This is a genomic window from Streptomyces sp. NPDC091279 (assembly GCF_044757465.1).
In the GTDB taxonomy this organism is placed as follows: domain Bacteria; phylum Actinomycetota; class Actinomycetes; order Streptomycetales; family Streptomycetaceae; genus Streptomyces.
In genome coordinates, this window is sequence record NZ_JBIVVA010000005.1 from 500641 (window position 1) to 523197 (window position 22557).

Below are 22557 nucleotides of genomic sequence, written 5' to 3' on the forward strand. Positions count from 1 at the left end.
ACGGGGCCCGTTACGCTGCGCGTATGAGCCCCTCGGCCTTGACCCCCGCCTACCGCCGCCTCAGCGTCAGGGAGCGCCGCGACCAACTCCTCGACGCCGCACTGAGTCTGTTCGCGCACCGCGCGCCCGAAGACGTCTCCCTCGACGACGTGGCGGAGGTCGCCGGCGTCTCCCGGCCACTGGTGTACCGCTACTTCCCGGGCGGCAAGCAGCAGTTGTACGAGGCCGCGCTGCGCACCGCGGCCGACGAGTTGCAGGAGTGCTTCGCCGTGCCGCCCGACGGTCCCCTGCTGTCCCGCCTCGGCAAGGCCCTCGACCGCCACCTCGCCTTCGTCGACCAGCACGACGCCGGATTCAGCGCGCTCCTCCAGGGTGGCAGCGTCGTCGAGACGTCCCGGACGACGGCCATCGTCGACGGGGTGCGCCGCACCGCCGCCGAGAACATCCTCAAGCACCTGGAGGTGCCCACCCCCGGACCCCGGCTGCGGATGACCGTCCGGATGTGGGTCACCGCCGTCGAGGCGGCCTCGCTGATCTGGCTCGACGAGGACAAGCAGCCGCCGAAGGACGAGTTGCGGGACTGGCTGGTGGACCAGTTCGTGGCCGTGCTGTCGGTCACCGCTGCCCGGGACCCGGAGACCGAGGCCCTGGTACAGGCCCTCGCCGGAACGTCCGAGAGCGCCTGAGACGGTTCGAGAACGTCCGGGAAGGTCTGAACGTCCGAGAAGGTCAGAGAACGTCTGAGACCGGCGCCCGCTGCGGGCCCGGTGCGGTGAACTGGATGAACTGTCCGAGACTGGTGCCGTGAAACGACAGGACACGCCCTTCGAGGGCGGCCCGATGGACGGCCGGACCCTGCCCGTGCTGCTCGGCCCGACCGGGCACCCGCCCAAGACGTACCGCATCCCCGTCCCGGACCACGCCGGTGGCCCGCCCACCGTGCTGGTCTACCGCCGGGTCCCCCGCGCCCACAGCAGACGGCTCGGCGTCCCGCAGGGCTGGAAGTACGAGTTCGACCCGGCGGGCAAGAAGGGCGGCGGCCTGAACTGGCCCTGGTCCAAGCCGACCCCTCGGCCCGACCACCGTCCCGCCCCCCGGCAGGACGCCACGCCGGACGGCAAGCGGGACGACACCGACGGGTGACCCGGTTGCGCCGAACCGCGCACACCCGGCGCGCGGAACCGGCGGGCGCGTCCCATGCTCGCGATGCGGGGCGGACCGGCCGCCGCGCACCGGAGGTGATGACGTGTCAGGAAGGCTTCCCCACCTGGTCTGTACGGCGGCGCTGGCCGCCGGTACCGTCCTCGTCCCGCTGCCCGCCGCAGCCGTCCCGCAGCCCGGGGAGCGGGGCGTGGCCGAGCTGCTGACGGACCTTCAGGACCGCTACCGCAAGGCCGAACAGGCCACCGAGACCTACAACGGCACCGCCGAGCGCCTCCAGCGCGAACGCGCCGAGGTCGCCCGCCTCGACGGCGAACTCGCCCGCGCCCGCCTCTCCCTGCACGACAGCCGGGGTGCGGCCGGGCGCCTCGCCCGCCAGCAGTACCAGGGCAGCAGCGCCCTCTCCCCCTACCTCCGCCTGCTGCTGGCCCGCAATCCGCAGCAGGCGCTGGCCCAGCGCCATGTCATCGGGCAGGTCGCCCGCGAACGTGCCGAGACGGTGGGTCGGCTGACCGGCAGTGAGCGGAAGGCCGGCGACCTCGCCCGCAAGGCCCGCGCCGCCCTGGACACGCAACTCGCCCTCGCGGAGAAGCAGCAGAAGGACCGGGACGACGTGCGGCGCAGCCTCGGTGAGGTGGAGTCCCTGCTCGCCGGTCTCACCCCTCGCCGGCTGGCGGATCTGGCCCGGTTCGAACAGCGGAACGTCGACACCGCGCAACGGGAGTTGGTGACGTCCGGTGCCCTCAGCAGCACCGAGCGGGTGCCGTCCGGGGCGGGGAAGCGGGCGGTGGATTTCGCCTTGCGGCAGCTCGGCAAGCCGTATGAGTGGGGGGCGGAGGGGCCGGCCGCGTACGACTGTTCCGGGTTGACCTCCCAGGCGTGGGGGCACGCGGGTTCTGTGATCCCCCGGACCAGTGAGGAGCAGTGGGCCCAGCTGCCCCACGTTCCGCTCTCCGAGCTGCGGCCGGGTGACCTGGTCGTGTACTTCCCCGAGGCTACGCATGTCGCGCTGTATCTCGGCGAGGGCAGGGTGGTGCAGGCGCCACGCACCGGCGAGAAGGTCAAGGTGACGCCCTTGGCCGCCCACCCGATCCTGGGAGCGGTCCGCCCCGACTCCGCCGAGGTCTAGGGCGGGGGGGTGAGGGGGGGTGAGGGGGGGTGAGGGGGGTGACTGAGGTTATTCGGGTGCGGCGCCGTGGGGGGCTGGTCGCGCCCGCGCGGCGGAGCCGCATATCGACACAGCCCCGCGCCCCTTCACGGCGTTGCCGGGCCGGGGGTTTGCAGTGACCCCGCGCCCCTTGGCGGCGTTGCCGGGCCGGGGGTTTGAAGCGGCCCTCGTGCCTTATAGGGACTTGGCTGGTCACTCGTTTGGGGGGAGTTGGGTGCTTACTTTTCTTTGTAGAGGGGTGGGCAGATTGTGTGGGTGGCCTTTTGCAGCAGTGCGGTGCTTGCCGGGATGTCGTGGCTCAGGCGGATCGTCCGGTGAGGCAACTCGGCGAGCCGGGCGGCGACCTCGGCGCGGGCGCTCGACCGGCCGCCGCTGTCCACGCCCTGGGCGAGCCCGAAGAGGTCCGGGTACCGGTCTTCCGTGGCCCCCGACATGAAGTCGGCCTCTCCCAGTGTGCGCGTGCCGTCGACGACGTCCGGTGCCGCGTCGGCGTCGATCTGGGGGAAGAGGAGTCCGGCCGCCCGGCCGCCGGTGGCCAACGGCACGTCGAACAGGGTCGGGAACTGGTCCGGGAACACCTGGACCTTCCGCTCCCGTTTCCCGTTCTCCCACAGCGGCGTGTGGTCGCCGGCGAGCAGCGCCTCGGTCACGGACTCGTGCTGAGTCGGATGGAAGCTCGAACCGGCCACCAGGTGCTCGCGGGCGATGACGTCCCAACCGAACGAGTGCAGCAGGCCCAGGCCGAGGGCGGCAGCGGACGGCCAGGGCACGACGTCGACGTCCCGCTCGCCGGTCGGCCGGACCAACACCCTGTCGTTGGCGAGGAGTTGCCAGCCGTGCGAGGCGAGCAGCAGAGCCGTGGTCGTCTTCCCGGCCCCCTTGTCACCGAAGGCGAGAAGCGTCGCGCCGTCGTCCGGCCGCACGACGGCGGAGGAGTGCAGCACCGCCCATCCGTCACCGAGGAGTTGACCACGGATCGACTCCCGCGCGAGGCGCGCGGCGGCCAGGGCGAGCGGCTGAGCCTCGGTGCCCGCGAGGACGAGCCGACCGGACGACGGTGTGCTGCGGTACGCGATGCCTTCCTCCGGTGACGTGGCGATGATGTCCTCCCCGTCACGAGCCACCAGCAGCGGGTGCTTCGCGTAGTCGGCCTCGTGCGTGGGCCGACCGTCACGGACGAGGAAGGTGATCTCCTCGTACTCGGAGGGTTCCACGACGTCGGCGATCACCACCGCCCCGGCGCACCCCTCGGTGGCGTCGACCGGCGCGGCGTTCCACCACGGGCCGAAGTACCGCAGGGTCCAGTCCGTCACCTCCTTGCGGTTGCTGAGTACGGTGACGGCCGCCGTGGCGGCGTCGAGTCGGGTGGCGCTGATCATGTGGCGATCCTTTCGGGAAGGGCGGGCAGGAGGGTGTACGCGTCACGGAGACTGCCGGCGGCCGAGTCCAGACCCAGGCGTTCGGACCGAGTGAGCGGGGGCAGGCACGGTGTGGCGCTGCCGCCGGTGAAGCGCATCGGAATTCCGAGGAAGACGTCCCCGTAGGGGACGGACAGTTCCTCGACGCCGTCGACCAGGCCGAGGGCTTTGCGGAGCGTCGACAGCACGGCACCGGCGGGCCCGCAGCGGGTACGGCCGATGCCGCTTCGGATCAGCGCCGGCCGCTGGTGGAGTTCGTCGAGGACCGTCCGCACCGGGACGGCGACCGGGTGGCTGTCGACGGTCGTCGTCGACGCGCAGACGACCGCGCGGTCACCGTGCTCGCCGATGACGTGGCCATGCACCCGGTCCGGCGACACCCGCGCGTACCGGGCCAGCAGCAGCCCGACGACCCGACGAGAAGCGCACTCGCTCGGTCCACGAATCCCGCCACCGTGCGGGCCCGCTCCACGAGGGACTGCTGATGGGGGGTGAGGAGGAGGCCCTGCGGCGCGCTGAGGCAGGTACTCAGGATGCTCACGGTGTCCATGAGCCAGAGGACCATGATCTCCCGTAACTGACCTGCTCGCTCATGCTCCGGGAGGGCCGCGAGGTACCGGGCGAGGGTGGCCGCGACGCCCTGAACGATCTGCGACCCGGCCGACCGGTCCGGGTGCCCGACAGCGAGAAGGACTGCCCGGCCGGTGAGTTTCGCGATGTCGGGCTGCGGCCCAGCCGCCCACTGCACGGCCGGGTCGATGAAGTTGAGGTGGGGGCCGTCGATGTGGACGTGCTCGGGCTTGAGATCTCCGAACACCAGGAGGTCCCGGCGGGTGGAGATCGCACCGGCCATCCGCAGCAGCCGCCACGCTGCGGTTCGCACCAGCTCCGCGACTTCTTGGCGTTCGTGCTCCGGAAGCCGACTGTCCTGGCCGAGCGTGCGTAACCGGCCCGCGGTGCTCAGGCCGTTGAACTTCCGCCGGAACACGCCGACGACGGATCGCTCACCGATCGGTGCGACGCCGCGCAGGATGGACACCAGCGACAGCCCCAGCCAGCTGTACTTGGCGATCAGGTCTTCGCCGTTCACCGTCACCCGGCAGACGTACGACGTGACGCTCGGGTGCTGGGGACCGAGGACGATCTCCTTGTCCGGCCACCGTCGTTCAACCGCTCGGACGATGTGCCGTCGGCTCGTGCGGTGCAGCAGATCCGCCGCGACCGCCGTGTTCTCGCTTGCGGTGAGGGGCACTGACCGCCTCCTTGTGAGTGTGCGCCACCTATGGGTCGGTGGTCACGTTTCGGGGGCGCAGGCCGTACGGGCAGGCAGCGGCGGCCGCCTGCGAGCAGGGCGTTGTCTCCCTTGCATACGAGCCAACGCCACGGCAACAGATCACGCCGGACGTTCAGTCGGACTCTTCGCCGGACTTTCAGGCCGGACGGACTTTCCCGCCGTCAGGCGAGCGCTACCGTCGGTATGAACCAGATCACCGGAGGTACCGGGTGGATGTCCTGACACCGTTCGAGCAGGCATGTGTCGAGCACGGGTGGTCGAAACCGGCGGACTTTCTTCGCGCCTTCCAGATGGCGGCCGATGTCCTCGGCGAGCCTGTCACCGTGACGTGCCGACAGTTCCACCGCTGGCGGCAACCGGCGCCACCCGCGCCGAGGTTACGGGCGTGGCGCGTCCTCCACGCCATGTTCGGGTTAAGCCCTCACCTGCTCGGCTTCCCCGGGCCTCCGCCAGGTGCCACCGTGGGGCGAGCTGCGTTTCCCGCACAGAGAGGCACGCTCCCCGTGGACCGACGTGCGTTCCTTGCCGATACCGTGGGCGTCGCCGTCGGCGCCGGCCTCCCCGCGCACCCGCGCCCCCTCACCCCGGTCGGGGCACCCGGCGCCGTCGGAACCGCCCACCTGCTCGAACTGCGGGCGGGCCTGCACAGCCTCTTCCAGCTCGACGACGCCTACGGCGGGGACGACGTCCGCTCACTGGCCGTCCGTCACCTACGCCGAGTGCGGCGCATCGTGAGCACGCGCACCTACCCGGACACCATCGGCCGTCAACTCCAGCTCCTCGCGGGCGAGGCCGCCGAACACTGCGGCTGGCTGTTCTACGACGCCGACGACCAGGACAGCGCCCGGCTGTACTGGGGGCAAGCCCTGACCAGCGCCACCGTCCTGAAAGACCCGAACCTCGACGTGCTCGTCTTCAGCTCCATGAGCTTGCAGGCGTGCCACGAAGGCCGGCCCCGCGAAGGACTCGAACTCGCCAGGGCCGCCCAGGAGCGCGCCATCCGCCTCAGCTCGCCCACGCTCCGGTCGATCATCGCCGCCCGGGAAGCGCGTGCCCTGTCCCTCATGAACGACGGCCGCGCCGCTGGGCGACGCCTCAGTGAGGCCATGCGCCTGGTCGACAGCAGCAGCACCGGCCGGGGCCGCCCGGCACCGGAGTGGGCGGCGTTCCACGGCCACGCCGAACTCGACTATGCGCAAGGGATGCTCTACACCGAGTTGGGCCGCCATGACTCAGCCGTGCAGTTCCTCCGGGCCGCGCTCGCCCATCAGGACCGTACCTACGGCCGCAACCGCGCCCTGTACCGCCTGACCCTCGCCAACAGCCTGGTCCGGTCCGGCGCCGTCGACGAAGGCGCCGCTCATGCCGTGGAAAGCCTGGAGCACCTGGGAGAGGTCGAGTCCGGCCGCGTCACGCGGAAACTCCACGAGGTGACGGACCTGCTGCGCCGATACGACGCCGACACCGCCCGTCGGGCCGTCGAGGAACTGTCCGAGTACGCCCGGGCGAAGGGAGCGGCGTGACGCCGACCGGACCGACCTACGAGCGCTACGAGGGCACGGAGGCCGCTGAGCAGCTCGACACGTTCGTCGCCGCGTACGAGGAGGTATACGCCGAGCCCCCGTACCGGGAGGGTCCGAGGGACGTCGCCGAGTTCATCGAGCACTACCAGGTCCACGCGCGGAGGGCCGGGATGCGTCTGGTCATCGCCCGCGACGGGGACCAGGTCATCGGCTTCACCTACGGCTACCTCCTCCCGGCCGACAGCCAGTGGTGGAACAACGTCCGAGAGGACCTGCCCGACGAGTTCACGGCGGAGGACGGCACCCGCACGTGGGTCATCCTCGAACTCGCCGTGCGCAAGGAGTGGCGCCGTCTCGGCGTCGCCGCCGGTCTGCACACGCTGCTCCTTGAGGGCCTGACCGTCGAACGCGTCACCCTGACCGTCCGGCCCGAGCCCGAAGCGAAGGCCGCCCAGTCCGCGTACGCGACGTGGGGATACCGCGAGGTCGGCCTCTCGCATCCATGGGACGAAGCGCCGTTCTACACCGCGATGGTCCTCGACCTCGGGCAGCCGACCACCTGACCGGCTCATCTGGCCCCCTCCGCCAAGTCCCCTTGCACCACCCCCCGTTGGGGAAACGATCCGGCGTCGGCGCGCCCCTTGCGCCCCCGGGTTCGACCCAATTACGCCCCCTCTGCTCGCATGTGGTCGATCACGCTCCGCCTAGGGTTGAGGTCACTCGGTGATCACCTTGCCGGTCGTACGGTCATCCGGTCTGTCGATCGGTCGGCGGCGATTTCGCGTGCACCGGGTTCTTTCTCCGTTCCCCGTAACGGATTCGACGCCCCCTCAACTCCCGCAAGGAGCACGCACGTGGCGCACAGCGACGACGAGTTCTCGAAAACCCTCGGTGAGTTCACCGACAAGATCAAGCGGTGGTACAAGGACGATGTCGAGGGCTTCAGGACCCTCTATGACGCTGCGGTCACGAATGTCGTGGCGTTCCCGGAGGACACCCCGAAGGAAATTCAGTACCACTGGAAGGGCCGGAAGGTCGGCGACCTGTGCAAGTTCTTCGAGGACTGGTACGCGTGGATGCCGGGAGTCCACACCGGGCTGAACTACATCGAGATGTTCAGCTGGCTCAACTACGAGAACATCTACGGGATGGTGTTCGTCACCACCGGTCCCGGCCACAAGATTCTCGCCGACTTCACGCATCTGCAAGGCATGCAGATGGACGAGAAGGACAGCGAGCGGAACAAGCAGCTCATCAAGGACTGGTCGACAGCCCTGGGCAAGAAGAAGATGGCGGACTACGAGCCCGGCCCCTGGGCGACGTTCAATGACTTCTTCGCCCGGAACCTCGCCGGTCCGGACAAGCGGCCCATCGCGGCGAAGGACGACAACAGCGTGGTCGTCGCCCCCGCCGACTGTGTCATCAACATGATCGTGGATGAGCTGAAGGAGGACACGCCCATCCCGGTCAAGACCGTGACCATGAACGTCAGGCAGTTGCTCGCCGACTCCAAGCACGCGGACAAATTCCTGGACGGGACCGCGGTTTCCTGCATTCTCATGCCCGACAGCTACCACTGGTACCACGCCCCGGTGGGCGGGACGTTGGTCGAGGGGCGGAGCGACATCGCCGGCTCCTACTACGGCATGCGGGACTTCCCCGAACTGCTCAACAAGGGGAACGTCGGCTACGGATACGACTACGAGATGTTCGATCACTTCCGTCGGGGATACGTGATCATCGAGGTGGATTACCCCGAGGACACGCACGGCCGCTCCTCCAAGGGTCTCGTCGGAATGGTGACTGTCGGCCTCAATTCGATCGCCTCGGTGAACTACCTGCCCAAGTTCACGAACGTCGACGGTCCGGTCACCGTCACCAAGGGCGAGAAGATCGGGAACTTCAAGTACGGCGGGTCGCTGAACATCCTGCTGTTCGAGAAGGACCGGTTCCCGGCGTTGCAGATGCAGCAGGGGCAGCGCATCGGCGTTCTGGAGCAGGTCGAGCGCACGAAGGGTCTGTTCACCGGGCCGTACCACTCGCAGTCCCGGCGACGCCTTCCCCTGGCGCCCTGATCCCGCCGCACCACTTTCACCGCCGCTGCTGCCACGGCTGACCGCCGCCGCTCCCCCTGCCGCTCTCTTGCCGCTCCCCTGCCGCTCCCGAACGGATGGTGACCCGTGTCCCCCGAGCCTCCCGAATTCCCCGACCTCGTCGCGTCGATTCCGGCCAATGTCGCCGACACCCAGCAGATCCCTCTCTTCACCAAGGAGACCAAGAAGGTCCGTTCCTACGCCGGACATGCGAATGTCGGCTGTATCGACGCGAATCAGGAGGGCAAGAACCATCTCTTCTACTGGTTCTTCGAGAGCCAGACCTGCAATCCCCTCGCCCCGGCGAAGGATCAGCAGAACCTGATCGACCGGACGCCCCTGCTGATCTGGCTCAACGGCGGTCCCGGCGCCTCCTCCCTACTGGGACTGTTCCTGGAGAACGGGCCGCTGACCATCGCCGACGACGCCGCCGGGACCATTTCACTGGCCCCCACCAGCTGGAACCAGGAAGCGCACGTCATCTACTGGGACCAGCCCCTCGGCACCGGGTACAGCTACTCCGACGTGGGTGAGTACGTCACCAGCGAGGCTCAACTCGCCGAGATGTTCTGGGAGGCCCTCCAGCAGTTCTTCGCCGCGCACCCGGAGTACGCGGCATGTCCGGTGTACGTCTGCGGGGAGAGCTACGCCGGAAAGTACGTGCCAGCGATCGCCCTGGAGATCGACCGGCGCAACCCCAAGAAGAAGAGCAAGCGGAACGGCACCGGAAAGGAGCCGACGTACATCGACCTCCAGGGGATCGCCGTTGGGAACGGCTGGATCAAGCCCGAACTGTCGCTGCGCGTTCTGATCGACTACGCCTACACGACCGGGTTCATCGGCATCGACCAGAGGAACCTGCTGGAGGAGCGCTACCGCCATTTCCAGAAAGTCCTGCACGAGGGCGCGGACATGAAGTGGGCGTACAACCTGGGCACCGCGCTGGTGGACCAGACCCTGGCGTACGGCGGAAACTTCGACGTCTACGACGTGCGGCGCTGGGACGACCTGTCCATGGGGGCGCTGAAGGCCTATCTCAACAGCGATCACGTGAAAGAGGCTCTCCACGTGCCCCACAACGTCACCTGGGAATGCGCGGACGACTCGGGGCCGGTGTCCGAGAATCTTCAGAACGACAACATGGCGGACGCCTCGGAGTGGTACGCCGAACTCATCAAGAAGGGCTACAAGACCCTCCTCTACACCGGGAACTTCGACACCGCCTGCGGATACCGCAGCACCGAGGAGATCCTGGACGACCTGATGCAGGGGCGGAACAAGCGGCACGACTGGCGTGGAACCGACCGGCTGATCTGGAGCCAGGCCCAGGGCAACCCCAAGGGATTCGTGCGCCAGTTGGACAACGTCACCCAGGTCGCCATCCCCGACTCCGGACATCAAGTGCCCGCGTTCCAGCCGGAGATCTGCCGGGAGATGCTCTACAACTGGCTCTTCGACCGGCCCTTCACCGGCTACGTCCCGAAGACGGAACCGGAGCCGGGGCCGACGCCGGCCCCCTAGGGCCTGCCGCCCCACCCCCGCCCCACACCCCCGCCCCACGCACCCTGTCGCTCACTTCTGGTGTGCGCGATGATGCGGAACGCAACCGCCACGGAGTCCAACTGCCAAGGGAGAGGCCGGTGTTGATGGCTGACAGGACGGGGCACGCCGTGGTGGTGGGGGCGGGGCTGTCCGGGCTGCTCACCGCCCAGGTGCTGGCGCGGCGGTTCGCGCGGGTGACCGTGATCGAGCGGGACACGGTGACCGGCGAGGCGGGCGCGTTCCGCGCGGGCGTTCCGCAGGCGAGGCACGTGCACATCTTCTGGTCGCGCGGTCTCGCGGCGATGGACGCGCTGCTGCCGGGCACCGTCGCGGAGTTGGAGGCGGCGGGGGCGTCGCTCGTCGGGGCGCCCGAGGAGATGCGGTGGCTGTCCCCGGCCGAGTGGTTCACCGGCGTCACCGGAGCGTCCTACCTCTCCGTCTCACGCGAGCTGCTGGAAGCCACCCTGCGCCACCGCGTCCTCGACGGGTCCCCGTCCATCACCCTGCTGGACCGGCACGAGGTCACCGGGCTCGTCGCGGCCGACGGCACCGAAGCGGTGACCGGAGTGCGGCTCCGGGAACGGGGCGAGGTCGGCCAAGAGGCCACCCTGGACGCCGAGTTGGTGGCCGTCGCCGCCGGTCGCAGCTCGCGGCCCGCGCAATGGCTGACCCAACTCGGCCGCCCGGCACCGGCGGTGGAGCGGATCGACGCCCATCTCGGCTACTCCTCACGGTACTTCCGCCGCCCGGACACCGGGACCGGCTGGAAGGCGATGTATCTCCAGGGCAACGCGGAGCTGCCGCGCGGCGGGGTGATGAACCCGATCGACGGCGGGCGTTGGCTGGTCACCCTCATCGGACAGGGCGCGCACCAGCCGCCGGTCGAGGAGAAGGCCTGGTGGGAGTATGCCGCGTCGCTGCGCTCGGACGAGCTGGCGCGGGCGCTCGCGGACGCGGAGCCGTTGTCGGACCCGGTGGCCTTCCGGGCGACGGCGAACGAATGGACCCACTTCGAGCGCGCCGACCGCCCGCCGCGCGGGTTCCTCGTGGTCGGGGACGCCCTGTGCCGGTTCAACCCGGTCTACGGGCACGGCATGAGCGTCGCGGCGACCCAGGCACAGGAGATCGCCCGGCAGCTGTCCACCCTCGGCGCGGCACAGTTCGCGGCCAGGTCCGGGGAGATCCAGCGGGCCGTGGCCCAGCGGGCACGGGGCGCCTGGGCGATCGCGACCGGCGAGGACCGCTGCTATCCGGACGTGGAAGGACCGACACCGGGACTGCTGACGCGGCTCCAACAGGGCTATATGGGACGGGTGTTGGCGACCTCCAACACCGACCCGCTGGTCGCGGAGGCGCTCTTCGCCGTGCTCTCCCTCAACCGCCGCCCCGAGAGCCTGCTCTCCCCCCGGATCATGTCCCGCACGACCCGCCGCCGCAACGGAAGCGGCAGCAGCAATAGCAGGCGACTTTGACAGCGGCGGTACCTGAACGCCCCCGGTTCGCGGCTCCCCAGTTCACACGCCCCCGGTGCGCACGCCCCAGGTGCGCGGCTCGGCGAGGGGCGAGCTGCTCACGGCCAAGCAGCCGCCGGTGGCCGGCAGCCGGGTCCGGGGCGATGTCCGTCTGCCGCACTTCAGCGTGAGCGGCTGGGCGCCAGTAGGGTGCGGGGGTGAATACTCCCTACGTGCTCCCGCGTTCGTTCCGGCTGCTCGTGACGGGCGGAGGCACTGGCGGTCACACCTACCCGGCCCTGACGGCGATCCGTACCCTGCAAGGCCGCCTCGCAGATGAGGGCAGCACGTTGGATGTCCTGTGGATCGGGACGGCGGACGGTCTCGAAGCGCGTGTCGCTCCGGAGGCGGGGATCGCGTTCAGGACAGTGGCGACAGGGAAGATCCGTCGTTCGTCGAATCCGCTGAAGATGCTGTCCGCCGCGAACGTGAAGGACATGGCGCGGGTGCCGTTCGGCGTTGCCCAGGCCCGGTCGATCGTCTCCGGCTTCCAGCCGGACGTGGTCCTGGCGACGGGTGGGTACGTGGCGGTCCCGGCCGGGCTGGCGGCTCGGCTGTGCCGCGTTCCGCTGGTTCTGCACGAGCAGACGGTCCGGCTGGGGCTTGCCAACCGGAAGCTCGCGAGTTCGGCAACGCGGATCGCGGTGTCCTCGGAGTCCTCCCTTCCGCTGCTGCCCGCAGAGGTGCGCGAGCGTGCGGTCGTCACCGGGAATCCTGTGCGGCCGGAAGTACTGGGCGGCCGCGCGGACAAGGCGATGGAGGCGCTGAGCCTGTACGGGTTCGACCGGCGTCTTCCAACCGTCTACGTCACCGGCGGCGCGCAGGGCGCCCAGCAGATCAATGGTGTTGTTCGTGAAGTACTGCCCTGGCTCCTGACGCACGCGAACGTGATCCACCAGTGCGGTCCGGCGAACGTGGACGAACTCCGTTCGGCCGCCGCCGCCTTGGACCCGGTCCTCGCCGGCCGTTACCACGTGGCCGGGTTCCTCGGGACGGAGCTGCCGGACGTACTCGCGCTGTCTGACGTTGTGGTGGCCAGGAGCGGGGCGGGGACGCTGGCGGAGCTGACCGCGCTCGGCAAGCCGACGGTGTTCGTCCCGCTCGCCACGTCGGCCGGGAACGAGCAGGCCCACAACGCCCGGCACCTGGCTGACGCGGGGGCGGCGATCGCTCTGCTCGGCGAGGTGACGGGCGCTGCTCTACAGAGTGCCGTGGGCCCGCTCCTGACCGACCCTGCCCGGCGGGCGGCCATGGCGGAGCGGGTTCGGACGCACGGGCGGCCGGACGCGGCGGACCGGCTCGTGGACGTGGTGCTGTCCGCCGCCTCCGTCTGATCAGCAGGACCGCGAGCGTCGGCGTTCGATGTGCGGGGCTGTCGCCCAGGCATGCGGTCAGGATCTTGCGCATCACGATCCTCTGACCGATGTGAGGGCCTGTTCGAGTGAGTTCACCACGCGGTCGATGTCAGTTTCGGTGAGGTGCTGGTGGAACGGCAGGCTGAGGATTTCCTCGCCTGCCCGTTCGGTGGCCGGCAGACAGCGGTGCCAGGCGGCGAACGCGGGCTGGAGATGGTTGGGCGGGTAGTGGACACCCACCCCGATGTCCCGGCGCCGGAGACTGGCGAACACCTCATCGCGGTGAGGTACGCGGATCTGACACAGATGCGGAACAGCGTGGTCGACATCGACGTCGACGAGCGTCACCCTGTCCAGCGGGGCAAGGGCTTCGCGGTAGGTGCGCCACAGGTGACGGCGGGTGTGCGCGGCGGCCTGGAAGCCGTCGAGCTGGACCAGGCCGATGGCGGCGTTGAGGGCGGACAGCTGGTAGCGCAGGCCGAAACCCTCCACGCGGTAGTTGGTGGTGTTCGCGCGTTCGTCCTGGGACGGGACCACGCCCAAGAGGCGGGTCCTGCGGATCACGTCGGCCTCCTGTGGGGTGCGCGGGATGACCATGCCGCCCTGGCCGCAGGTGAGGTTCTTGACCGGACCGAATGAGAAGCAGGTCAACGTTCCGGTGGCACCGACATGGCGGGTGCCGTTGGAGGACCCGAAGGCGTGGGCGGCGTCCTCGATGACGGCGATCCCGCGTTCGTCCAGTTCGCTGTGGATTGGACCGAGGTCCACAGCCCGGCCACCGAACAGGACCGGCATGACGGCGGCAGTGGCCGCGGTGACCGCCTCCAGGACGAGTTGGTGATCCACGCACAGGGTGGCCGGGTTGATCTCGATGAACCGCGGGGTGGCGCCGACGGACAAGATCGCCTGGACCGTCGCGCAGAACGTCATCGAGGGGACGATCACCTCGTCGCCGGGGCCGACCTTGGCGGCGAGCAGCGCGGTGTGCAGAGCCGCGGTGCCGGAGGTGACCGCCACGGCGTCGTCGACGCCGAGGAACGCGACGACGCCGCGCTCTGTCGCCGCTGAGACGTGGGTTGGCCTCGATGATCCGCGCCTGACCGTCCGCACCGAGGACGAGGTCGAAGTTGGCTGGCCCGTCGACGATGCCAAGCGCACGGCACAGCCGTTCGGCACTCGTCTCAAGGTGGTCGTGCTCCGCCGGGGACAGCTCCACCGTGCCGATCCGCCTGACGACGAAACCCCCGGCGACCAACTCTTGCTCCTTGACACAGGTCATCATCGACCTGCCGTCCCGCAGGAAGAGATCGATGGTCAACTGCCCGCCGGTGAGACCCTGCCCTCCAGCCGCGCTGCGACCTCGTCCACCCACTCCAGCCACTTGGCCAGGTTCTTGAACGCCCCCGGTGCGCGGCTCCCGGCCGACGGTCGGCGCCGGGCGGGGCTGCGGTCGTTCGCGAGTGCTCGGGGCGGCGGGCGGCGTCACCCTGTCGGTGAGGCATCCGGGGCCGGGCCCCCGGGGCAGGGCCCGGTCGTCGGCCTTGTGGGTCAGGCGTCCGTGAGCGACGTGAGGTAGGCGGCCGTCTTCTCGGGCTCGTAGAAGAAGTGCTCGAAGTCGGACGGGTCGTCGAAGGCGTTGGCGAACCGGTCGGCGACCGGGGGGAGTTGGCCTGCGGCGCCGATCAGGTTGAGGACGTGCTCGGGCGGCGGGGCCAGCATCGCGTTGGTCCACTTGGTGACGGGCTGCGCCACCTCCTGCCAGTACCGGTCGAACGTGGCCCGCATCCAGGCCTCGTCGAACTCCTTCTCGGCGTTCTCCAGGATCGACGCGAGGTAGGCGGCGGCGCACTTGGACGCGGAGTTGGAACCCTGGCCGGTGATCGGGTCGTTGGCGACGACGACGTCGGCGACGCCCAGGACCAGGCCGCCGCCGGGCAGCCGGCCGATCGGGTTGCGGACGGTCGGCGCGTACCGGCCGGCCAACGTGCCGCCCGCGTCGGTGAGTTCGACCTTCGTGGCGCGGTCGTACTCCCAGGGGACGAACGTCTTCATCAGGTCCAGCGTCAGGGCGAGGTGCTCGGCCGGGTCCTTGACGCCGGTGAAGGCGTCGAGGGGGCCGCCGGGTATGCCCTCCCAGAACAGGATGTCGGCGCGGCCCGAGGTGGTGAGCGTCGGCATGACGAAGAGTTCCCCGACGCCGGGGACCAGGTTGCAGCGGACGGCTTCGAGGTCCGGGTGTTCCGGACGCGGGGCCAGGCCGTGCACGTACGACACCGCGAGGGCGCGCTGCGGCTCGCTGTAGGGCGAACGGGACGCGTCCCGGCCGAACATGGAGACCAGCTCGCCCTTGCCGGCCGACACCAGGACCAGGTCGTAGGCGCGGGAGAAGTAGTCGAGGTCGGAGACGGCGACGCCGTGGATGACCAGTTGGCCGCCGCGCTGGGCGAACGTCTCCATCCAGCCGGCCATCTTGACCCGCTGGTCGACCGACTGGCCGTACCCGTCGAGCGTGCCCACCCAGTCGATGACGCGCTGCGAGGGGCCGGGGTCGAAGGAGCCGGGGGCGGCGACGGAGACGCCGAGGCCGTCGATCCTGGCGGCCTGCGACTCCCAGAAGTTCAGCTGGAGGTCGCGCTCGTGCTGGAGCGCCGTGTGGAACATGACCTGCGTCGACATCACCCGCCCGGTGCGGATCTCGTCCGCCGTCCGGTTGGACATCAGGGTGACCTCGTAGCCGTTCGACTGGAGTCCGAGGGCGAGTTGGAGTCCGGACTGACCGGCTCCGACGACGAGTATCTTCCGCATGCGGGTGGTGTCTCCTACCGGGGGCTGACGAGGGCTGGGCTACTCGGGGGTTTCCTCTAGGGCGTGGCCGACGAGGGCGAGCAGGGTCTCGATCGCCGAGATCCGGCGCCGGGCATCCATGATCATTACAGGCACGTGCGGGGGGATCGTCAATGCCTCGCGGACGTCCTCCGGCTTGAACAGTTCGCTGCCGTCGAAGTGGTTGACGGCGACGACGTAGGGCATGCCGCAGCTCTCGAAGTAGTCGAGGGCGGGGAAGCAGTCCTTGAGGCGGCGGGTGTCGGCCAGCACGACGGCGCCTATCGCGCCGCGCACCAGGTCGTCCCACATGAACCAGAACCGCTGCTGGCCCGGCGTGCCGAACAGGTAGAGCACCAGGTCGTCGTCGAGGGTGATGCGGCCGAAGTCCATGGCGACCGTGGTCGTCAACTTGCCGGGCGTGGCGGAGAGATCGTCGGTCTCCTCGCTCGCCTGCGTCATGAGCGCCTCGGTCTGGAGCGGCGTGATCTCCGAGACGGCCGTGACCAGCGTCGTCTTACCGGCGCCGAACCCGCCCGCCACCACGATCTTGGTGGCGATCGGGGCCTGGGTCCGGTCCGTTTCCCATGACTTCAGGTTCTCGTCGTCGTCGACGAGAGGGGTGACGCCCCGGGCGGCGTCGGTGACGTCAGAGACGACGTAGTCCACTCAGCACCCTTTCCAGCAGTGCGCGTTCCGGACGGCCTGTGCCGTGTCCGGTGCCGGTTCCGTACACACGGATCTTTCCCTGGTCCGCGAGGTCGCTCAGGAGCACGCGGACCACGCCGAGCGGCATCTTCAGCAGCGCGGCGATCTCGGCGACCGTGCGCATGCGGCGGCACAGTTCGACGATGGCCTGCATCTCCGGCATGACCCGGGTGGCGAGGGACCCGTTCGGGAGTTCCTTGCGTTCCTCGGGCGCGTCCAGCGCCGCCACCAGCGTCTCGACGAGCAGTACATGGCCGAAACGGGTGCGCCCGCCGGTGAGCGAGTAGGGCCGCACCCGGGCGGGCTTGCGGTCGCCGCCGCGCACCGGGAGCTGCGACCTCGACGACGGCGAGGGCGCCGAACTCTTCGCGTCCTTCGGTGACTTGGAAGGCTTGGAAGACTGGGACGACTTGGGCGACTTGGACGACTGGGAAGGCTTGGGGGAACTGCCACTGGTGCTGCTCATCGGGTGCTCCCCGTGGGCTCGGCCGACTCGGTCTCCAAGGATTTCCGTAGCTCGCTGCGGAGTTCGGGCGTCAGCACATGTCCGGCGCGGCCGACGAAGAGCGCCATATGGTAGGCGACGACGCTCATGTCGCAGTCGGCCGAGCCGTGCACGCCGAGGAGTGAGCCGTCGCTGATGGACATGACGAACAGGCTGCCCTCGTCCATCGCGACCATGGTGTGCTTGACGGCGCCGACGTCCATCAACTTGGCGGCGCCGACGGTGAGGCTGCCGATGCCGGAGACGATGGTGGCGAGATCGGCGGCGGAGCCGCGCGGGCCCCGGGGCTTGCCGGTGCCGGGCTGCCGGGCCTGTTCGTTCTGGCCGGGGTCGGAGGAGAGCAGGAGCAGGCCGTCGGAGGAGACCACGGCGACCGACTGGATGCCGGGCACCTCCTCGACGAGGTTCGTCAGCAGCCAGTGCAGGTTGCGGGCCTCACTGCTCAGTCCGAAGGTACTGGGCGCGGTCAACTGCTTGCCTCCTCGACTGTGCCCCCCGTGGCTTCTTCGGTGCCGCCCGGAACGGTCGAGGGCGCGGCCGGGGCGGCCGGTGCCTTCGTCTGTCCGGTGTGTTCGGCGATTTCCGCCTGTACCTCGCGGTGACCGGCCTCCGCCCCCCGGCGGAAGCCACCGAGACGGCGGCGGAGCGCGTCGGCATCGACCGACGCGTTGTGCGGGCGCTGCTGCGGAGTGGGTGCGGTGATCTTCGGGGTGCGTTTGGGGAGGCCCTTGTCGGTGACCTCGTCCTCGCCGCTCTCGTCACCGTCGTCGGCGCGCCGGTGCCAGGCCTCACCGTCGTCGGCACGCTGATGCCCGGCCTCACCATCGTCGGCACGCTGATGCTCGGCCGCGGCGTCATCGACGGCGGGCGACCCCGGTTCATCGTCAACGACGGTGTCGGGAAGGGGAGTTGAAACGGCGACGGGTGCGGGCGTCGGCACCTCTGCCCCGGCAGCCCCGGTCCGGCCGGGCGGCTCGGCCCCGGCAGCCTGCGCCGTGCCCGGTGCCGTGCCCTCGGGGGCCTCGGCCAACTCCGTTTGCCCGGTGGGCCGTTCCTCGGCGTCCGGGCCCGAGTCCTGGGCCGGGATGAGGAGTTCCATCGTCGTTTCCGGCGTCGTCTCGGGCGTCGCGTCCGGCGTCGAGTCGGGGTCGGCCTCGGGGTCTGCCTCGGGCGCCGGCTCCGGGTGGGCCTCGCGGACCGCCTCCTCCGCCAGGGCCACAAGCGGGTCGGGGTGGGTCGCGCGGGCGTGCAGGACGTTGGAATTGGCCTCGGCGTCGGCGCCCGGCAGGGTGACCTGGCCGGTCGGCGTCGATCCGGCGGCGGACGCGGTGGCCGGGGCCGGGACGGTGGCCGACGGCGCGGCCGCGAGGAGGGTCTTGGGGAGCACGGCGACGGCGGCCACCCCGCCCTGCTTCTGCTCGCGCAGCCGGACCCGGGCGCCGTGCCGGTGGGCGAGGCGGGCGACGACGTAGAGGCCGAGGCCGAGGCCCTCCTCGCCCTCCTGGTCGTAGGGGGACTCCGGGTCGAACTCGGTCAGGCGGGTGTTGAGGCGGGTCATCCGCTCGGCGGCCATGCCGATGCCCTCGTCCTGCACGGAGAGCATGACCTCGCCGCTCTCCAGGAGCCAGCCGGAGACCTCGACGGGCCGCTCGGGCGGGGTGGCGGCGGTGGCGTTCTCCATCAGCTCGGCGAGCAGATGGGAGACGTCGTCGGCGGCGAACCCGGCCACATGGGCGTGCGGCGGCAGCGCGGCGATCCGGACCCGCTCGTACCGTTCGATCTCGCTGACGGCGGCGCGCACGACGTCGATCAGCGGGACCGGGCCCGCGCTCTGCTGGACGTGTTCGGTACCGGCGAGGACGAGGAGGTTCTCGCTGTGCCGGCGCATGACCGTGGCGAAGTGGTCCAGCTTGAAGAGGGTGGCGAGCCGCTCCGGGTCCTGCTCGCGCTCCTCCAGGCCCTCGATGACGGCGAGTTGGCGCTCGACGAGGCCGAGGGTGCGTAGCGCGAGGTTGACGAAGGTGGAGCCGATGCTCTCCCGCAGGGCGTCCAACTGCTGGGCGGAGTCGGTGAGTTCGGCGCGGAGTTCCTCGCGGGCGTCGGCCATCCGCTGGCGTTGGCCGACCAGGTGTTTGCGGTCGGACTCCAGCGTGGTGACGCGCTCGTGCAGGGCGACGGCCTGCGCGTGCAGGGCGTTGACGGAGCGGACGGCCTGCGCGAACTCGTCGTTGCGGCCGGTGAACGCGACGGGTTCCTCGGCGGCCGGGTTCTCGGCCTGGGCCAGCCGGGCCGAGCCGCGGCGCAGCACCGAGAGCGGCTGGGTGAGGGTGCGGGCCATGCCGGTGGTGATGCCGAGGGCGAGCAGCAGCAGCGCGCCGAGGGCGGCCACCCTGATCTCCAGGGCGGTGACATCGTCGTCGCGGAGCTGGGCGAGGTCCTTGGCCCGGCGCTCGTAGAGGGCGGACTCGGCGCCGCGCATCAGGTCGACGCGGGCCGAGAGCGCGGCGTCGGCCTTGGTGGCGTCGGTGCCCAACTCGGCGTTGGAGAGGGAGGGTTGGTCGGTGAGGGCGGCGAGGTACTTCTCGGCGGAGTTGACCTCGGGGCCGGTGACCGTGGAGTCGTAGGAGGCGCGGGCCGTCTGCGGGGCGGTGTCGCGGAAGTCGGCGAGGGCCGCGTCGGAGCGCAGCCGGGCCTGCTGGGCGGCGGCGGTGAGGGCGTCGCGCTGCTTGGCGTCGGCGGCCGTGGAGGTGGTCGTCGTCGAGGCGAGGCCGGTCAGCGGGTCGATGCCGGTCTGGGTGGTGCGCGGCACGCTCAGCGCGGCGAGCAGCAGTCCGCGGGCGGCGGCGGCCTGCTGGACGGCGGAGTCCAGTTCGGCCAGCGCGTAGCCGCCCGGCCCGGCGCTCGGCGGCAGCTGCTCGGCCAACTGCTCGGCGAGCCGGTGCAGTTCGGTGATGGCGGCCGAGTAGGCGTCGTGCGCCTCCAGGGCGCTGGAGCGGCCGGTGAGCGCGGAGCGGCGCAGGGCGGCGATGCCGTCGAGGTCGTCGCGCAGGGCGCCGGGGGTGTCGGTGTCGGCGCGCAGGTCCTCGACCTGGCGGTCGACGCGGGCGCTGCGCTGCTCGGTGGGCGCCTTGGACTTGGGGCGTCCGGCCGCGATGTAGGCGGTGACCTCGTCGCGTTCGTCGGCCAGGGAGTGGGCGAGGCCGAGCGCGTTCTGGGTCTGCCCGGCGAGCGTCACCAGGTTCTGGTCGTCGTTCAGCTGCCCGGACGCGGCGAGCACGGTGGGCGCTCCGGCGGCGGCGATGGCGGCGGCCACGACCGCCACGGCGACGATGAGCCGGTTGCGTACGTGGGTGGGGCGGCCCTTGCCGATCGCGGGAACGCCGGTCTCGGGGCTGCCCCCCGCGGGGTCCGTCTGCTTGCTCGTGCGACGAGGCCGCGTCTTCTGCACCGGTGCTCGCATTCCTGACTCGTGAAACCCATGGCCCGGGCGACATCGCGTCATCCGATGCCTCCGCGCGTACACCTTCCCCCAGGTGCTCGGCTGCTGTGCGAGCAGGGGGTGCCCCCACCGGGGCCCGACCCTCCCAGTGCCGGTGGGCAGTGGCCGCGCATCATCCGACCTGCCACTCGAAGGAGTGAACATCGGAGGGTAGTTGGCGGGCAAGTCCCGACGCCGGGCGTGCCGCTCTGGTGCGGTGGGCCGGTTGGACGTCGGCGGCGGCCGATGGCAAGATACGTCGCCGCTCGCCGCCCCGACACCCGAATCCGCCCCAAATCAGGCGTCTGACCTGCACGGCTACCGCAACGGCGAGGAGCGCCACCGGCGTTCTGCGGGGCTCGCGCGGACGTCGGGCAGACTGGCCGGATGCGTACGGAACTTGTCTCGGAACCCGGTGACCGGGCCCGGCCCAACGAGGACTTCGCCGGGGTCGCCCTCCCCGCGTCCGGCCGGGGCGGCGCCGTCGTCGTGCTGGACGGCGTGACTCCGCCGCAGGGCGGGACGGGGTGCGTGCACTCGGTGCCGTGGTTCACGGCGCGGCTCGGCGGGGCGCTGACCGAACTGACCGTTTCCCGCCTGAATATGCCGCTGGCCGAGGCGTTGAGCCTGGCCATCGCGCGGACGGCGGCGGCCCACGCGGACACCTGTGACCTTTCTCACCCGCGTACCCCGCAGGCCACGGTGGCCCTGGCGCGCTGGCAGGACGACGCCGTCGAGCACCTCGTGCTGTGCGACTCGGCGCTCCTCCTGGAGGCGCCCGACGGGACCGTCACCCCGGTCCTGGACGACCGGCTGGCCCGGCAGCCCCGGTCGGCGCTGGCGACGGAGGCGCTGGTCGACGCGGAGCTGCGCAACAAGGAGGGCGGCTTCTTCACGGCGGCGGCCGATCCGTCGGTGGCCGCGCGGGCGGTGACGGGGAGCACGCCGCGCTCCGAGGTGCGGGCGCTGGCCGCGCTCACGGACGGGGCGACGCGCTGGGTCGAGACGTTCCACGCGGGCGACTGGGCGGACTGCCTCGCGGTGATCCGCAAGGAGGGCGCCCGATCCCTGGTGGACCGGGTCCGCGACCTCGAACTCGCCGACACGCGACGGCAGTTCCTGCGCCGCAGCAAGACCCACGACGACGCGACGGTGGCCTACGCGGAGCTGTAGGGCGGGCGGGCCGGGGCGCGGGACGACGCTCAGCGGTCCATGCCGTCGTTCAACCGGCCGAGCAGGCGGGCCAGTTCGGCGACCTCGTGGCGTTCCCAGTGGCTGAGCTGGCTGACGTAGCGGGCGCGGCGGGCCTCGCGGACCTGGCCGACCCGGCGGCGGCCCTCCTCGGTGAGGTGGACCAGCCAGGCGCGGCCGTCCGCGGGGTCGGGTTCGCGGGCGACCAGGCCGAGGTCCTCCAGGGCGCGCAGCTGCCGGGACATGGTGGCCTTGCCGACGCCGATGTAGGCGGCCAGCGCGGTGGCCCGCTGCCGTCCGCACTCGTCGAGGCGGACCAGGAGCCCGTACGCGGCGGACTCCAGGTCGGGATGGACCTCGCGGGCCATCTCCCCCTGGTTGGCCCGGGCGCGCCGCAGCAGCATCGTCAACTCCCGTTCCAGGGACAGGTATTCGCGGTCGGCGCCGGGCGTCGCCGCCGCCGGGTCCGGCCGGTGTGCGTCGCCGTGCGGGCCGCTCTTCGCACTGCTGCTCGCGCTGCTCTTTGCGCTTCCGTGCACGTCAGTTCCTGCCTAGGTCGGTCCGGCCGGTGTCCCGGCGCGGTTTCCCGGACTTGAAAGTTTCCACCGGGCGCCGTCATCGCCGCAGCTCGGCAAGTATTTCGCAGGCTTAGACCAACGGCGTCGCCCGGCCCTCTTCCCCGTGGCCGTTCTGCGCGCGTAGCGTCGTCAGCAGGCACCCGACGGGCATGCGCACGCCATCACAGCACCTTCCCCGCACCGCTGTGCACGCACCTCCCCCCACCGAG

General features: G+C 70.7%; 20 protein-coding genes. 10 read left to right on the top strand and 10 right to left on the bottom strand.

All coding sequences use genetic code 11. The features are described 5' to 3' along the window. Nucleotides 1-23 precede the first annotated feature (23 nt). The 3 genes from ACIQOU_RS15555 to ACIQOU_RS15565 all read left to right on the top strand — a co-directional run bounded on the left by ACIQOU_RS15555 (nt 24) and on the right by ACIQOU_RS15565 (nt 2290). Nucleotides 24-686 carry a TetR/AcrR family transcriptional regulator gene (locus ACIQOU_RS15555; protein WP_401537224.1) on the top strand — a complete coding sequence of 221 codons (663 nt, stop codon included), beginning with the start codon at nt 24-26 and terminating at the stop codon, nt 684-686. Between the two features lie 118 nt (nt 687-804). Further along, nucleotides 805-1143, top strand: coding sequence for a hypothetical protein (locus ACIQOU_RS15560; protein ID WP_401537225.1), 339 nt, complete (start codon nt 805-807; stop codon nt 1141-1143). Nucleotides 1144-1246: 103 nt separating this feature from the next. Next, nucleotides 1247-2290: an NlpC/P60 family protein gene (locus ACIQOU_RS15565; protein WP_401537226.1), complete on the top strand. Its 1044-nt coding sequence runs from the start codon at nt 1247-1249 to the stop codon at nt 2288-2290. A gap of 257 nt (nt 2291-2547) precedes the next feature. Here the strand turns inward: ACIQOU_RS15565 and ACIQOU_RS15570 are convergent, their stop codons facing one another. The 3 genes from ACIQOU_RS15570 to ACIQOU_RS15580 are packed head-to-tail and all read right to left on the bottom strand — an operon-like array spanning nt 2548 to nt 4999. Beyond that, complete coding sequence (locus ACIQOU_RS15570; RefSeq protein WP_401537227.1) at nt 2548-3708, bottom strand: hypothetical protein; 1161 nt, start codon at nt 3706-3708, stop codon at nt 2548-2550. Next, nucleotides 3705-4022: a hypothetical protein gene (locus ACIQOU_RS15575; RefSeq protein WP_401537228.1), complete on the bottom strand. Its 318-nt coding sequence runs from the start codon at nt 4020-4022 to the stop codon at nt 3705-3707. Before ACIQOU_RS15575 ends, ACIQOU_RS15570 begins: the two co-directional genes overlap by 4 nt. Continuing rightward, complete coding sequence (locus tag ACIQOU_RS15580; protein ID WP_401537229.1) at nt 3980-4999, bottom strand: hypothetical protein; 1020 nt, start codon at nt 4997-4999, stop codon at nt 3980-3982. Before ACIQOU_RS15580 ends, ACIQOU_RS15575 begins: the two co-directional genes overlap by 43 nt. A gap of 545 nt (nt 5000-5544) precedes the next feature. On the opposite strand from ACIQOU_RS15580, the gene ACIQOU_RS15585 reads away from it, so the two are divergent. The 6 genes from ACIQOU_RS15585 (at nt 5545) to ACIQOU_RS15610 (ending at nt 13044) form a co-directional block, all read left to right on the top strand. Then, nucleotides 5545-6564, top strand: a complete 1020-nt coding sequence (locus ACIQOU_RS15585) for a hypothetical protein (protein ID WP_401537230.1) — start codon at nt 5545-5547, stop codon at nt 6562-6564. After that, the gene (locus tag ACIQOU_RS15590; protein WP_401537231.1) at nt 6561-7127 is read left to right on the top strand and encodes a GNAT family N-acetyltransferase; all 567 of its coding nucleotides are present in this window, start codon (nt 6561-6563) and stop codon (nt 7125-7127) included. The genes ACIQOU_RS15585 and ACIQOU_RS15590 overlap by 4 nt, the downstream gene beginning before the upstream one ends. A 291-nt stretch (nt 7128-7418) precedes the next feature. After that, a complete protein-coding gene (locus ACIQOU_RS15595) occupies nt 7419-8639 on the top strand; it encodes a phosphatidylserine decarboxylase (protein ID WP_401537232.1) in 1221 nt (406 codons plus the stop codon). Nucleotides 8640-8744: 105 nt separating this feature from the next. Continuing rightward, entirely contained in the window at nt 8745-10178 is a 1434-nt protein-coding gene (locus ACIQOU_RS15600) for a hypothetical protein (RefSeq protein ID WP_401537233.1), read from the top strand. A gap of 125 nt (nt 10179-10303) precedes the next feature. After that, entirely contained in the window at nt 10304-11671 is a 1368-nt protein-coding gene (locus ACIQOU_RS15605; protein ID WP_401537234.1) for an NAD(P)/FAD-dependent oxidoreductase, read from the top strand. 197 nt (nt 11672-11868) lie between these two features. Further along, nucleotides 11869-13044 carry a UDP-N-acetylglucosamine--N-acetylmuramyl-(pentapeptide) pyrophosphoryl-undecaprenol N-acetylglucosamine transferase gene (locus ACIQOU_RS15610; RefSeq protein ID WP_401537235.1) on the top strand — a complete coding sequence of 392 codons (1176 nt, stop codon included), beginning with the start codon at nt 11869-11871 and terminating at the stop codon, nt 13042-13044. A 72-nt stretch (nt 13045-13116) separates the two neighbouring features. On the opposite strand, the gene ACIQOU_RS15615 is transcribed toward ACIQOU_RS15610, so the two are convergent. The 6 genes from ACIQOU_RS15615 to ACIQOU_RS15640 all read right to left on the bottom strand — a co-directional run bounded on the left by ACIQOU_RS15615 (nt 13117) and on the right by ACIQOU_RS15640 (nt 20549). Next, complete coding sequence (locus ACIQOU_RS15615; protein WP_401537236.1) at nt 13117-14217, bottom strand: DegT/DnrJ/EryC1/StrS family aminotransferase; 1101 nt, start codon at nt 14215-14217, stop codon at nt 13117-13119. Between the two features lie 396 nt (nt 14218-14613). Further along, complete coding sequence (locus tag ACIQOU_RS15620) at nt 14614-15870, bottom strand: styrene monooxygenase/indole monooxygenase family protein (RefSeq protein ID WP_401537237.1); 1257 nt, start codon at nt 15868-15870, stop codon at nt 14614-14616. A 39-nt stretch (nt 15871-15909) separates the two neighbouring features. After that, entirely contained in the window at nt 15910-16557 is a 648-nt protein-coding gene (locus ACIQOU_RS15625) for a GTP-binding protein (protein ID WP_401537238.1), read from the bottom strand. Next, a complete protein-coding gene (locus ACIQOU_RS15630) occupies nt 16538-16921 on the bottom strand; it encodes a DUF742 domain-containing protein (RefSeq protein WP_401537356.1) in 384 nt (127 codons plus the stop codon). The genes ACIQOU_RS15625 and ACIQOU_RS15630 overlap by 20 nt, the downstream gene beginning before the upstream one ends. Nucleotides 16922-17058: 137 nt before the next feature. Beyond that, complete coding sequence (locus ACIQOU_RS15635) at nt 17059-17571, bottom strand: roadblock/LC7 domain-containing protein (RefSeq protein ID WP_401537239.1); 513 nt, start codon at nt 17569-17571, stop codon at nt 17059-17061. Beyond that, entirely contained in the window at nt 17568-20549 is a 2982-nt protein-coding gene (locus tag ACIQOU_RS15640; protein ID WP_401537240.1) for a nitrate- and nitrite sensing domain-containing protein, read from the bottom strand. Before ACIQOU_RS15640 ends, ACIQOU_RS15635 begins: the two co-directional genes overlap by 4 nt. Before the next feature lie 417 nt (nt 20550-20966). Between ACIQOU_RS15640 and ACIQOU_RS15645 the strand changes: the two genes are divergently transcribed. After that, the gene (locus ACIQOU_RS15645; RefSeq protein ID WP_401537241.1) at nt 20967-21752 is read left to right on the top strand and encodes a protein phosphatase 2C domain-containing protein; all 786 of its coding nucleotides are present in this window, start codon (nt 20967-20969) and stop codon (nt 21750-21752) included. Between the two features lie 29 nt (nt 21753-21781). Here the strand turns inward: ACIQOU_RS15645 and ACIQOU_RS15650 are convergent, their stop codons facing one another. Next, complete coding sequence (locus ACIQOU_RS15650) at nt 21782-22174, bottom strand: MarR family winged helix-turn-helix transcriptional regulator (RefSeq protein ID WP_401537357.1); 393 nt, start codon at nt 22172-22174, stop codon at nt 21782-21784. Between the last annotated feature and the right edge of the window lie 383 nt (nt 22175-22557).